Origin of the sequence: uncultured Plantibacter sp. (genome assembly GCF_963518075.1) — a bacterium.
Taxonomy (GTDB): Bacteria; Actinomycetota; Actinomycetes; order Actinomycetales; family Microbacteriaceae; genus Plantibacter; species Plantibacter flavus_A.
Genome location: NZ_CAUQHZ010000017.1, coordinates 17,553 through 30,653, shown reverse-complemented (window position 1 = coordinate 30,653; position 13,101 = coordinate 17,553). Strand labels below are relative to the sequence as shown.

Annotated in this window: 11 protein-coding genes; 3 read left to right on the top strand and 8 right to left on the bottom strand. The window is 71.4% G+C overall.

Annotated elements, in window-relative coordinates; genetic code table 11:
- Positions 1–47: 47 nt before the first annotated feature.
- From RWN05_RS16270 to RWN05_RS16245, 6 genes are all read right to left on the bottom strand, one after another.
- Positions 48–386, bottom strand: coding sequence for an SHOCT domain-containing protein (locus tag RWN05_RS16270; RefSeq protein ID WP_121291791.1), 339 nt, complete (start codon positions 384–386; stop codon positions 48–50).
- A 134-nt stretch (positions 387–520) separates the two neighbouring features.
- Positions 521–1,180 carry a response regulator transcription factor gene (locus tag RWN05_RS16265; RefSeq protein ID WP_079002743.1) on the bottom strand — a complete coding sequence of 220 codons (660 nt, stop codon included), beginning with the start codon at positions 1,178–1,180 and terminating at the stop codon, positions 521–523.
- A complete protein-coding gene (locus tag RWN05_RS16260; protein ID WP_314140307.1) occupies positions 1,177–2,385 on the bottom strand; it encodes a sensor histidine kinase in 1,209 nt (402 codons plus the stop codon). Before RWN05_RS16260 ends, RWN05_RS16265 begins: the two co-directional genes overlap by 4 nt.
- Before the next feature lie 121 nt (positions 2,386–2,506).
- Positions 2,507–3,841, bottom strand: coding sequence for an RIP metalloprotease (locus RWN05_RS16255; protein WP_079002745.1), 1,335 nt, complete (start codon positions 3,839–3,841; stop codon positions 2,507–2,509).
- A gap of 85 nt (positions 3,842–3,926) precedes the next feature.
- On the bottom strand, positions 3,927–5,006 hold the full coding sequence (locus tag RWN05_RS16250; protein WP_314140306.1) for a 1-deoxy-D-xylulose-5-phosphate reductoisomerase: 1,080 nt from the start codon (positions 5,004–5,006) through the stop codon (positions 3,927–3,929).
- A 35-nt stretch (positions 5,007–5,041) separates the two neighbouring features.
- Positions 5,042–6,040 carry an FKBP-type peptidyl-prolyl cis-trans isomerase gene (locus tag RWN05_RS16245; RefSeq protein ID WP_079002746.1) on the bottom strand — a complete coding sequence of 333 codons (999 nt, stop codon included), beginning with the start codon at positions 6,038–6,040 and terminating at the stop codon, positions 5,042–5,044.
- A 146-nt stretch (positions 6,041–6,186) separates the two neighbouring features.
- Here RWN05_RS16245 and RWN05_RS16240 point away from each other — a divergent pair, with 146 nt between their 5' ends.
- Positions 6,187–6,999, top strand: coding sequence for a 1-acyl-sn-glycerol-3-phosphate acyltransferase (locus tag RWN05_RS16240; protein ID WP_079002747.1), 813 nt, complete (start codon positions 6,187–6,189; stop codon positions 6,997–6,999).
- A 21-nt stretch (positions 7,000–7,020) separates the two neighbouring features.
- On the opposite strand, the gene RWN05_RS16235 is transcribed toward RWN05_RS16240, so the two are convergent.
- Positions 7,021–7,503, bottom strand: coding sequence for an OsmC family protein (locus RWN05_RS16235; protein ID WP_314140305.1), 483 nt, complete (start codon positions 7,501–7,503; stop codon positions 7,021–7,023).
- Positions 7,504–7,585: 82 nt separating this feature from the next.
- Here RWN05_RS16235 and gabT point away from each other — a divergent pair, with 82 nt between their 5' ends.
- A complete protein-coding gene (gabT, locus tag RWN05_RS16230; RefSeq protein ID WP_064295330.1) occupies positions 7,586–8,959 on the top strand; it encodes a 4-aminobutyrate--2-oxoglutarate transaminase in 1,374 nt (457 codons plus the stop codon).
- A complete protein-coding gene (locus RWN05_RS16225; protein ID WP_064295329.1) occupies positions 8,956–9,960 on the top strand; it encodes an asparaginase in 1,005 nt (334 codons plus the stop codon). The genes gabT and RWN05_RS16225 overlap by 4 nt, the downstream gene beginning before the upstream one ends.
- Positions 9,961–9,991: 31 nt before the next feature.
- Here RWN05_RS16225 and RWN05_RS16220 read toward each other — a convergent pair whose 3' ends face one another.
- Entirely contained in the window at positions 9,992–13,045 is a 3,054-nt protein-coding gene (locus tag RWN05_RS16220) for an FtsK/SpoIIIE domain-containing protein (protein ID WP_314140304.1), read from the bottom strand.
- Positions 13,046–13,101 lie beyond the last annotated feature (56 nt).

Below are 13,101 nucleotides of genomic sequence, written 5' to 3'. Positions count from 1 at the left end.
CAGGCTCCCCGTGAGCTGAATGCCTGCTGGGACGTCGCGATCCACGGTCAACGGGCGGGCGGTGCCTCGCGATTCGCACGCAGGACGCCGAGCCGTTCCCGGTACTCGACCTCGTCGATGTCGCCCTGGGCGAAGCGCTCGGCGAGCGTCTGCTCGGCGCTCCGGGACCCGTCCTGACGCCAGGCCCACGGCGGGCCCTGGTGGCCGTCCGGGGATGCCCCGGACCAGGCTCGGCGACGCCACCGCCGACCGACCAGCGCGACGACGAGGACGATCACGGCGATCCAGAACGCGGGGATGAGCAGCAGCCAGAGGAGGTGGAAGCCCGGCCCGGGACCGCCGGGATGCATGGCGGTCGCGGCGAGCACGATCAGGGAGGTGGACATGGAGGACTCCGTTCGTCGGGCGGACGACCACCGTCGTCCGCATCACGACCCCGAGCATCCTCCGGATGGTGGCCGAGGGCATCCGACGACGGGACGGATCACCGCACTCCCCCGGGAGTACGGCCACCCGGCGGTCAGACGCCGGGACTGACGAGCCCCGTCTCGTAGGCGATGACGACGAGTCGGACCCGGTCGCGCGCCGCGAGCTTCGACATGATGCGCGACACGTGGGTCTTCGCGGTGAGCGGGCTGAGGAACAGCGCCGCTCCGATCTCCTCGTTGGTGAGTCCGCGTCCGACGAGACCCAGCACCTCGCGTTCGCGCTCGGTGAGCCCGGCGATCGCGGCGTCGTCGAGCGGCGCGGCGATCGCTCCGGCGACCTGGGTGAGCAGCCGCCTCGTGACCCCGGGCGACAGCAGGGCGTCACCCGACGCGACCACGCGGACGGCTCGGATGAGCTCGGCAGGCTCGGTGTCCTTGACGAGGAAGCCGCTCGCGCCCGCCCGGATCGCCTGCGCGACGTACTCGTCGAGTTCGAAGGTGGTGACGACGATGATGCGGGTGGCCTCGAGCGTCGGATCCGCGACGATGGCTTCGGTGGCGGCCAGGCCGTCGCCTCCGGGCATCCTGATGTCCATGAGGACCACGTCCGGCCGTTCCCGACGGACGACGGCGAGCGCCTCGTCGCCACCGGCCGCCTCACCCACGACCGCGATGTCGGGCTCCGCGTCGAGGAGGGCGCGGAACCCGCCACGGATGAGTGCCTGGTCGTCGGCGACGACCACGCGAATCATGCGACGCCTCGGACCGGCACCCGGGCCGTGACACGGAAGCCACCGAGCGGACTCCGCCCGGTCTCGAGGGTGCCGCCGAGGAGTTCGGCGCGCTCGGTCATGCCGAGGAGGCCGTTGCCGTGCTCCGCGGGTCCGGGTGGGGCACCGACTCCGTCGTCCTCCACGAGCAGGCGGTAGGTGCCGTCGACCTCGATGAGCTCGACGGAGACCCGTCCGGCCTGCGCGTGCCGGAGGACGTTCGTGACGCTCTCCTGCGCGATCCGGTACAGCGCCTGCTGCACGGCCGCGCCGGGCGTGGAGACGAGGCGCTGCTCGAGGACCGCGTCGACGCCCTGGTCTCGGAGGGACTGGACGAGGACGGGCAGTGCCTCGAGATCCGGCCCCGGGCGCCTCGGCGCGCCGGTCGTGGGATCCTGGGCCGCATCGGCACCACGGAGGACGTCGAGGAGGCCGCGGACCTCGTCGAGCGACGCCTTGCTCGACCCCTTGATGTTCGTCAGCGCCTCCCTGGCACGTTCGGGCTGGGTGTCCATGAGGTGCAGCCCCATACCGGCCTGGACGGTGATCTGCGCGAGCGAGTGGGCGACCACGTCGTGCAGCTCACGGGCGATGCGCACGCGCTCCTCCTGAGCGGCGGACGCCCGACGTTCGCCTTGACGCCGGCGATCCGCGTCGAGCTGTTCGCGCCGGGTGCGGAGTCCCTCGGCGAGGAGGACGGCGACGATGACGAGGGCGGTCGTGGCCCCGACGCGGAAGCCCGACACCTTCCAGCCGACGGCGAGCGCGATGATCAGGGCGAGCGCCCACCCGAGTCCCAGCGACGGATAGGTCCAGCCGCGAGCCCCACGGACGATGCCGGACCCCGCGGCGAACGCGAGCGCGACGGCGGGAGGGCCCCAGGTGGGACCCGTCAGCATCGAGGCGCTCGACAACACGGCGACCGCCGCGACCGTCGGCCCGGGCGACCGCCTGGCAGCGAGCAGGCAGAGCACGCCGGCGAGTGCCAGGAGGACGGCCGAGGTACGTGACCACCCCGAGGCACCGGCACCCGGGCCGAAGGAACCGTGGAGGGCGAGCACCGCTGTCGCGGGCACCTGGACGAGGAAGGACACCACCACCGGTGCCCAGAGGCGCCAGACGGGGCGCCCGGGTCGGCGATCGCCCGGCGTCATCCAGGGTGCCGAACCCGTCTCGACCGATGCCATCCCTGCATGCTACTCGCGGGTCGGAGCCGCCGCGTCGCCCGCACGGAGCCTCGCGCCGTACTCCCCGAGGAGTACGACCGTACCGGGATGGGAGGCTCCCGCGGGCCCCGTCGGCGTCGGCCTAGCCGAAGAGGTTGACCGGCTTGACGATGTCGGCGTACACGAGGAGCGCGCTCATGCCGCCGAGGACGATCACCACGCCGAAGGTGAGCGGGATGAGTTTCGCCGCGTCCACCGGCCCAGGATCGCGACGTCGGAAGACCTTTGCGAAGCGGCGACGGATCGCCTCCCAGAGCGCTGCCGCGACGTGCCCGCCGTCGAGGGGCAGCAAGGGGATGAGGTTGAAGACGAAGAGCGCGACGTTGAGCGACCCGAGGATGCCGAACACGGTCGCCGCCTTCGACGCGGCGGGGATCTCGTCGAGGCTGACCACCTCGCCGACGACCCGTCCGACGCCCACGACGCTCATCGGCCCGTTGGGATCGCGCTCGCCGGACCCGAACGCGGCCTGCCCGACGTCGATGAGTCGCTGGGGCAGGTTCAGGATGATGTTGGCGGTCCGGGCGATCGTGTCGCCGACGGTCGGCAGGATCGTGGTGACGGGCTGCGCCACCATCTGCTGCTGCGGGGTGATGCCGACGAAACCGACCTCGTGGGTCTTCGCCGAGCCGTCGGCGTTCGTCTCGATCTTGCCGGTCTCGGCGTCGACGACGTCCCGCTCGAGCAGCAACGGCGTCAGGGTGAGGTCGAGTCGCTGCTCACCGCGGGCGACCTCGAGGGCCAACGGCTTGCCCGGCGAATCCTGCACGGCCGCGGAGATCTCGGCGAAGGTGGAGATCGGGGTGCCGTCGATCGAGAGGATCGTGTCGCCGGGCTTCAGCCCTGCGGCGGCCGCCGGACCCTGCGGATCCCCCGCTGCACAGCTCTGGCGGTCGCTCGTGGACGGCAACACGCACTCGTACACCGAGGTCAGCGTGCTGCTCTGCTGGGGGACACCGAACCCCGACACGGCGATACCGATGAACAGGACGGCGAGGACGAGGTTCATGAACGGGCCGCCGAGCATGACGACGATCCGCTTCCAGACGGGCAGCCGGTAGAAGGTGCGCTCCTCGTCGCCGGCGCCGATCGTGTCGGCACTCGCCTCACGCGCGTCCTGGACCAGCGTGTCGAAGAAGCCGGTGCTGGCGTTCCGGGCGGTACCGCCGGGCTGCTTGGGCGGGAACATGCCGATCATCGAGATGTAGCCGCCGAGCGGGATCATCTTGACGCCGTACTCGGTCTCCCCCTTGCGACGCGACCAGATGGTGCGACCGAAGCCGATCATGTACTGGGTGACCCGCACGCCGAACAGTTTGGCGGGCACGAGGTGACCGACCTCGTGCAGCCCGATGGACACGATGAGGCCCACGAGCACGATCACGATGCCGAGGAGGTAGAGGAGGACGGATTCCACGGCGTAACCCTACTCGCGCGGTCGGGTCACCGGCTGCACGCCGGCTGTACGGCCGCTCGGAAGCTTCCGACGATGAACGGGCAGGTCAGCCGATGCGCTGCTGCGCGCGAGCCCTCGCCCAGCGCTCCGCCTCCGCGAGCGCCTCCCGGGTGAGTTCGCCCTCGGGTGCCTCGTGGTCGTCCACGACCGCGCGGACGGTGTCGAGGATGCCGAGGTAGCCCAGCCGACCCGCGTGGAAGGCCGCAACGGCCTCCTCGTTCGCGGCGTTGAACACGGCCGGATAGGTGCGGCCCTGTCCGCCCACGAGTTTGGCCAGTCGCACGGCGGGGAAGGCCTCGTGATCGAGGGGCTCGAACGTCCACTGCTGGGGCGAGGTCCAATCGAGCGGGACGCCGACGCCTCCGACCCGGTTGGGCCAGTCGAGCCCGAGGGAGATGGGGAGCCGCATGTCTGGCGGCGAGGCCTGGGCGATGGTGGAACCGTCGATGAACTCGACCATCGAGTGGACGATCGACTGCGGGTGGACCGTCACCTCGATGCGGTCGTACGGGACGTCGAACAGCAGGTGCGCCTCGATCACCTCAAGCCCCTTGTTGACGAGGGTCGCCGAGTTCGTCGTGACGACGAGACCCATGTCCCAGGTGGGGTGGGCGAGCGCCTCAGCCGGCGTGACGCCGACGAGCGATGCGCGGTCCCGTCCGCGGAACGGTCCTCCCGAGGCGGTCAGGACGAGCCGCCGCACCTCGGTCGCAGTGCCGGAACGGAGGGCCTGGGCGATCGCGGAATGCTCGGAGTCGACGGGCACGATCTGGCCGGGTGCCGCGATCCGCCGCACGAGGTCGCCACCGACGATGAGCGACTCCTTGTTCGCGAGCGCGAGCGTCCGGCCCGTCTCGAGCGCCGCGAGGGTCGGGCCGAGCCCGATGGAGCCCGTGATGCCGTTCAGCACCACATCGGCGTCGACACTGCGGATGAGCCGCTCAGCGTCGGCCGCGCCCAGGGCCGTGTCGTCGACGTGGAAGGCGGCGGCCTGCTCTGTGAGGAGCTCTGCGTTCGAGCCGGCCGTCAGGCCGACGACCTCGAAGCGGTCGCGGTCACCCCGGATGACGTCGAGTGCCTGCGTGCCGATCGAGCCGGTTGATCCGAGGATGATGACGCGTCTCACGGCGGTCAGTCTACGTCGGCGACCGAGTCGGCCGCTCAGCCCGCGGCGGGAGCCGTGGTGCTGCTCGCATCGAGGATGTCGATGACGAACACGATGGTGTCGTCGGCCTCGATACCCGCCTGGCTGTTGCCGCCACTCGGTCCGTACCCGAGGTCGGGCGGGATGACGGCGATGACCTGCGAACCGATGTGCTGGCCGGCGATGGCGCTCGAGAAGCCCTTCACCACGGCGGACAGCTGGAAGTTGGTCGGCCCGTTGCCCCAGCTCTCGTCGAAGACCTCGCCGGTGCGCCAGTTCACACCCTGGTAGTTGATGATGACCTCGGCGTCGGGCTGCACCACCGCGCCGTCGCCCTGCTTGAGCACCGCGACCTGGAGATCGGCCGGAGCGGGCTCCTCGGGGATGGTGACCGTGGGTCGTCCGGCGGTGTCGAGCTCGACCGCCGGCATCCCGGCGACGGGCTCCTGCGGGACGCCGTCCGCCTTGGCGTCGCTGTGCACCGTGCTGAGGACGTCGGCCACGACGACGAGCGGCTGGTCGGCTTGGACCGTGCCGTCGCTCGACCCCGCGGAACCGAACCCGTCGCCCGCCGTGACGAAGGCCGCGACGCGGGATCCGACCGTCGTGCACTCGACGGCTCGCACGAGGCCCTTCAGGTACTTCTGATCATTGACGACGATCGCCGTGGCAGGGCTGGCGCCGTAGGCGGTCTGCGCGACGATCGAACCGGTCACGGCGTTGTAGATGGACATCTCGACGAACGTCGTGTCGCCGGGATCGACCCGCTCGCCGTCGCCCTTCGACACGATCGTGCGTTCTGTGGTGTCTGCGGAGAGCGTGCCCTTGGCGAAGGTGACCTCCGGGATCGAGCCGAAGTCACCGCTCACGCTGATCGCCTTGGACGCCTTGCCGGCACTCGTGTCGGCGCACTCCCCCGGGCTGGCCAGCGCTTGCGACTGCGACGTCGCCGAACTGCACGCGGTCAGCGACACGAGGGACGCGATGACGGCCAGAAGGCAGAGGCTCTTGCGCACAGGGGAACTTTCGGTCGTTGCTGAGGGGTCGGTCCAGTCTCACCCACCAGGCTCCATGCTGGCTGACAGCGCGCCGAACATCCTCGATGCACCGGCGCGCGTCAGTATGCCGGGTCGCGCATGCGTCGGCGGGTACAGTCGTGCGCATGGCCGATGAGGAGCAGACGCAGCGACGCGCCCAGGAACCTTCCGACCAGGCCACCGTCGAGCCGACGACGGCCGACACGGTGGCCACGCCCTCGAAACCCGGTGTCGTCTACTACTTCGGACGAGCCGTCCTGAACACGACGGCGAAGCTGCTCTACCGCCCCAAGATCATCGGCCGGAAGAACGTCCCGAAGCGTGGGCCGGTCATCCTGGCGAGCAACCACCTCTCGTTCATCGACAGCATCGCGATCCCCATCAGCGCCCCACGCCGGGTGCAGTTCCTGGCGAAGTCCGACTACTTCACCGGACGCGGCCTGAAGGGCTGGGTCTCGCGCACGTTCTTCACCTCGATCGGCGCGGTCGGGGTCGAACGTGGTGTCGGGCAGGCAGCGCAGGAAGCCCTCGACCAGGGACGCCGGATCCTCGAGAGCGGGGAGGCCTTCGCCATCTACCCCGAGGGCACCCGGTCGCTCGACGGACGGTTGTACCGCGGCAGGACCGGTGTCGCCTGGCTGGCACTCACCACGGGTGCGAGGGTCGTCCCGGTCGGCCTCATCGGCACCGACGACCTCATGCCGGTGGGCACGACGATCCCGAAGTTCAAACCGGTCACGGTGATCTTCGGTGAACCCATCGACGTGAGCCACCATGGACCGGCGACCTCAGGACGCGCCAGACGCAAGGCGACGGACGAGATCATGGCGGCGATCCACGCCCTCACCGGCCAGGAGCTCGCGAACGCCTACAACGAGTCGCCGCCCGCCGACACCGTCGAGCGCATCAAGCGCGCCTTCCGCCCCGAGCGGCTCTGAGCCGCGGCGTCGGTCCACTCCTCAGGTGGTCGTCGCGACCACGATCGTCGGCTCATGACGGACCGGGAAGTTCACCGAATTGGCGATGAAGCACAGCTCGTTCGCGCGGGCGTGCCCGGCTCGCGCCGCCTCGACCATCGATGCATCGGCGACCGTGACCTGCGGACGCAGGACCACCTCCGTGAACGCACCGCTCCCCGCGCCGTCCTCGACCATGGTCCCGACGGCGTCGTCCGTGTAGGCCGTCACCACGACACCGAGGGTCACGGCGACATGCAGGTAGGACAGCAGATGGCACTGCGCGAGGGCCGCCAGGAGCATCTCCTCAGGGTTCCACCGACCCGGGTCGCCGCGGAACGGTTTGTCGGCCGAGCCCTGGAGGTCGTGCTTCCCGGCGGCCGTCACCGTGAGCTCCCGGGAGTAGTCCCGGTACCCGCTCGTGCCCGTCCCGAGGTCTCCGTCCCAGCGGACGCCGATGGTGTAGTCGTGGTGGCCCGTGATCATGCCACCAGTATCCCACTGGCCTCTCCACCGCGGCCCGCGTTCGCGGCCCCGCTGTCGGGAGGTCGCGCTACGCTGGAGGACTATGACTGACACGCTCGACACCACGGACCAGACGACCGCCTCCGCCCCCAGCGTGACGCAGGAGCGTCGCATCGTGACGGCCGTCCCGGGCCCGCGCTCACAGGCGCTGCACGCCCGCCGGACCGCAGTCGTGTCCGATGGCGTGTCGAGTGTCCTCCCGGTGTACATCGAGCGCGCGCACGGCGCCATCGTCGTCGACGTCGACGGCAACCAGTTCATCGACCTCGGTGCCGGCATCGGCGTCACCACCATCGGCCACACGGAGTCCTCCGTGGTCGACGCCGTCCAGGACCAGGCGGCCGACGTCCTGCACACCCTGTTCACGATCACCCCCTACGAGGAGTACGTGCGCGTCGCGGAGCTGCTCGCCGAGCACACCCCGGGCGACTTCGCGAAGAAGTCGGTGCTCGTGAATTCGGGCGCCGAGGCGGTCGAGAACGGCGTGAAGATCGCCCGCAAGTACACCGGTCGGCGGGCTGTCGCGGTGCTCGACCACGGCTACCACGGTCGCACCAACCTGACCATGGCGATGAACTACAAGGCCGCCCCCTACGCGACCGGCTACGGTCCGTTCGCCGGCGACGTCTACCACGCCCCCAACTCCTACCCCTACCACGACGGCCTGTCCGGAGCTGCGGCTGCGGCCCGCACCATCGCCTACCTCGAGAAGCGCATCGGCGCCACCGACCTCGCATGCCTCGTCGTCGAGCCGATCCAGGGCGAGGGCGGCTTCGTCGTCCCCGCGGAGGGCTACCTCCCCGCGCTCCAGGAGTGGTGCACGGCCAACGGCGTCGTGTTCATCGCCGACGAGATCCAGAGCGGCATGGCGCGCACCGGCGAGTACTTCGCGAGCTCGCACTTCGGCCTCGTCCCCGACCTCGTGCTGAGCGCGAAGGGCATCGCCGGCGGTCTGCCGCTCGCGGCGGTCACGGGGCGTGCCGAGATCATGGACGCGAGCCAGCCCGGCGGCCTCGGCGGCACCTTCGGCGGCAACCCCGTCGCGTGTGCCGCGTCGGTCGCGGTCTTCGAGTCGATCGAGTCCCGTGGACTCCTGGCCGAAGCGGATCGCATCGGTGCCACCCTGACGGCGGCGCTGCTCGAACTCCAGGGCAAGTACGACATCATCGGCGACGTCCGCGGGATCGGCGCGATGATCGCGATGGAACTCGTCCAGCCGGGTACCGCCTCGACGACGAAGGAGCCCAACCCGGCCGCCGTCAGCGCCATCGCCGCAGCCGCCGCGCAGCAGGGCGTGCTCGTCCTCACCGCCGGCACCTACGGCAACGTCCTCCGCTTCCTCCCGAGCCTCGCCGTCTCCGACGAGCTCATCGCCGACGCGATGACGGTCATCGATCAGGCGCTCGCAGCGCTGTGAGCACGGCGGTCCCCCAGACCTTCGGTGTCTCGGACGCGGTGGAGTTGGCCGTCGTCGAGCGCAGCGGCTTCATCGAGTCACGACACGCCGGGTCGGCGATCGTCCTCGGGCCGGAGGGCGAAGTGCTCGCGAGTCTCGGAGCACCGGACGCACCGGTCTTCCCCCGTTCGTGCCTCAAGCCCTTCCAGGCCATCACGATCATGAACGCCGGGGTGTCCCTCGAGGGCGCTCAGGCAGTGCTCGCCACCGCGAGCCATGCGGGGACCCGGAAGCACGTCCAGGTCGTCCGCAGCATGCTCGGCCGGGCCCGGATAGAAGACTCGGCGTTGCAGTGCCCGGCCGATTGGCCCGGTGATCGCGTATCCCGCGACGAGCTGGTCCGGGACGGCCTCGGCACGAGCCCCCTGTACATGAACTGCTCCGGGAAGCACGCGGCCATGCTGCTCGCCTGCGCGCAGAACGGGTGGGACCAGGCGACGTACCTCGAGCCCGACCACCCGTTGCAGCTCGCCGTCCGCGACACCGTCGAGCGCTTCACCGGCGAGAAGCCCGCCGCCAGCGGGGTCGACGGCTGCGGGGCGCCGGTCTACGCGATCTCCCTGACCGGACTCGCACGCGGCATCGGACGCGTCGTCAACTCCTCCCCCACCTCGCCGTTCGCCCTGTACCGGAATGCCGGCCTGCTCACAGCGGCGGTGCTCGCCAACGGCTGGGCACTCGACGGACCGGGGCGGGCGAACACGCTCGTCATCGAGCGCCTCGGCCTGTTCGCGAAGCTCGGGGCGGAAGGCGTGATGGTCATGTCGGCACCCGGCGGCGCGACCGTCGCGCTGAAGGTCCTCGACGGCTCGCTCCGGGCCTCGACGATCGTCGCCCTCCGGCTGCTCGTCTCGGTCGGAGCGCTCGATGCGGCCGCCGTCGACGCCCTCGAACCGGAACTCGACCTGGCCATCCACGGTGGAGCCGCCGTCGTCGGGCGGATCGCCGTCACCGCGGTCTGACCACCCGGCCAACAGCCTCAGTGCCTTCGGGTCAGGAACCGAGCAGGTCCACACGCATCGCCTCCTGTCCGGCTCGCCACCACCAGGCACGGCCGCTCGCGTAGCCGAGGAGCGGTGGGAGTTCACGGCTCCTGGTCACCTGTCGGAAGTCGGCGGCGGAGCAGCCGTGGACCACCAGGTCGGCACCGGCGGTGCTCGGCGGAAGGTCTCGCCCGACGACCAACCGGCCCGACAGCCACGTCTCGGGGTCGACGAGGACGACGATCGCGGCGTCGTCCTCCAGGACGTCGCTCTCGATGCCCGCGACGCCCGCGAGCGGTGCGGACGGGAACAGGTGCGCCGCCGGTTCGATGAGCCGCATGCGTTGCTCCGTGCCGGTCGAGCGCTGCAGCATCGCCCGGACCGCTCCGGTCGCGCGCGTGACGATGACGGTCGCGCGTGCCGGGCTCGGCCGCCAGCGGTGGACCCCGGGCGCCGAGGACGGAGACGCCGGAGACGGTGGAGCGAGCGCGATCTGCACTTCCGTGTCCTGCCAGCGCGCGCGGCCGGCGGGTCGGCGTGGATCGAAGCAGGAGGCGGGTGCCCCGGCGACGAGATGATCCTGCCGATCGGCGAGGCGGAGGACGAGCGTGCTGCTCAGCTGAGCCGAGAACCGGTGGACCACACCGCCGAGCCGGGAGGCGGCGAGGACGACGCTGATCCCGCGGCGGCCGCCGTCTCGAAGCAGGCCCAGCAGTGCGTCGCGGAGGGCGGCGCCGTGCTCGTCCCCGGCGGTGGCGAGGAGCGACTCCACGTCGTCGACAAGGAGGAGGGTGCGCTCGGTCGGGCGGAGCGGATCCGACAGCGCCATGACGGTGTCCCAAGCCTGCTCGGCATCCTGGCCGACCCGCTCCACGCGGAAGCGATCGCGCGCGCCGACCTCGAGCGTGTCCAGCAGGGTCGTTCGACCGGAACGTCCGGTGCCGAGCACCAGCAGCGAGCCGTCGTGCTCCGGACACCACACCGCGGGGCGTTGCGCCTGCTCCTCGGGGAGGTCCGCGAGGCCGAACACGATGCCCTCCCCGGGAGGACAGTCGACACCGGTGCTCTCCGAGCCTCCGGCACGTCCCGCCTCGATCGCCGAGACGGCACCCAAGGCCAGGCGTGCCGGCAGGGGGTCGAGCCATGGTCGCCGAGGTGCAGGCGCGTCGCGCCACCGCTCACGCACCGCGAGGACGTCGTCGGACAACGTGACCGCGGATTGGAACACGAGTCGTCGGTCGCCGTTCCAGACGATACAGCGGCCCGGTGTTCCGGCCGGGATCGCAGCTGCATCGGGCACACCGAGGATCGCGGCGCTGTCGGGGCGCGAGGTGACCCGGAGCGAGAGACGGAGCGTGCAGTTCGCGAGGATGGCATCGGCGGCGACCGCCGCCGGACGCTGACTGCAGAGGATCAGGTGCAGGCCGAGCGATCTCCCGCGGGCCGCGAGGTCTGCGAACACCTGATGGAGGTGCGGGCTGGCGTCGAGCAGCGCCTGGAACTCGTCGACGACGACGACGAGCCGTGCCGGGCGATGCTCCGGCAGAAGCACGGGGTCGAGCAGGTGCCGCGCCCCGTGTCCGGCGAGCACACGCTCGCGGTGGCGGAGCTCGGCACGCAGACTCGACACGACCCGGTCCGCCGCTCCCGGTTCGAGGTCGGTCACCATCCCGACCACGTGCGGCAGGGCTTCCACCGCTTGGAAGGAGGCGCCGCCCTTGCAGTCGACGAGGAGCAGGGAGAGCTCCTGCGGCGAGCACTGCGCGGCGAGAGCCGTGATCCAGGTGATGAGCAGCTCGCTCTTCCCGCTCCCGGTCGTGCCGCCGACCAGCGCATGGGGCCCGTCCGCCCCGAGGTCCAGCAGCTGCACGCCCTCGACGCCGGTGCCGACGGCGACCCGGAGCGCATCCGGCCGCCAGTCGGATCCCGCCGGTGGGCGACGGCCCCGCACCGGATGCACCTGCGCGAAGGCGACGTCGGTCGGCAGACTCGAGAGGGCCGGGGACTCCCCCGTCGTGAGTGCGGCTGCGGTGAGCGCCCCGACGACGTGCTCCGCCTCGGCTTCCGCGAGCAGGGTCGGCGACACCGACACGGACGAGGAGGCGCCGGTCCCGTCGGCGAGGACGGTCTGCCCGTCGGCGCCGAGCACGAGCAGGTGTCGGCAGCGGGTGGGGATGAGCTCGACGGTGTCGGACAGGGCGACGAGCACACCGCCGGTCGGTGGGCGTCCTCCCGAGCGCCCCGCGGCGGCCCCGACCGCTTCCCAACGCTCGACGACCGAGACGAGGGTCGTCGGGTCCGCCGCACCCCCGTCGCGCACCGGCTCCACCGGGTCCGAGACCGCGCGGTGCGGGAGGTCCTCCAGGAACGCCCAGGTGCGGTCGTCGGGAGCCGCGGGGTCCCCGGAGAACTGCGCTGCCTGCGGCGGGAACTGTCGGGCGAGCTGCAGGAGGATGCTGCGGGCCACCGCGCGCGCGAACACCTTGCCACCGACGATGCCGATCCCCTCGACCGCGTCGACCACGACCGGCGCCTCGGACAGCCGTGCCGCCCACGCCCACTGGTCGTCGTCGGCCCCGGCATCCACCCGGACGGCACTCTTCGTCTCCCCTCGCCCGATGCAGACGAGCGTGCGGCGGGCCTCCGGTACCCGCCACCTGGCGCGATCAGGTCCGTCGAGGACGTCGAGGAGCCGACCGGCAGGGTGGAGTGCTCGCAGTTCCTCGCGTTCCTCGGCGTGCGCTCGCGCGACGTCCTGTTCCAGCTCCTGCGTCGCAGCGTCGTACGCCGCACGCGCCCGTCGTCCGCGCCGCCGTCTGGTCCAGCGTGCGTCGATGTAGCCGGCGACGGCGATGAGGGGCCCGAGCGCGGCGAAGACGAGGGTCACGGGTGAGCCGGTGATCGCGAACAGGGCGACCGACCCGACGACCGGGGCGAGACTTGCGAGGATCGGGAGCGACCCGATGGGCGACTCTGCCGGCGGGCTGGGGGCACGGAGGCGGGCCGACGTCGTCGCGGGCCGGTGCGAGTTGGTCGCGGAGGGCGTCACGTCCGAAGGGCTCATGGCTCCAGTGGAGCACCCAGCGGCCCTGACCGGCTGACGGGACGGTCCGACCGGGC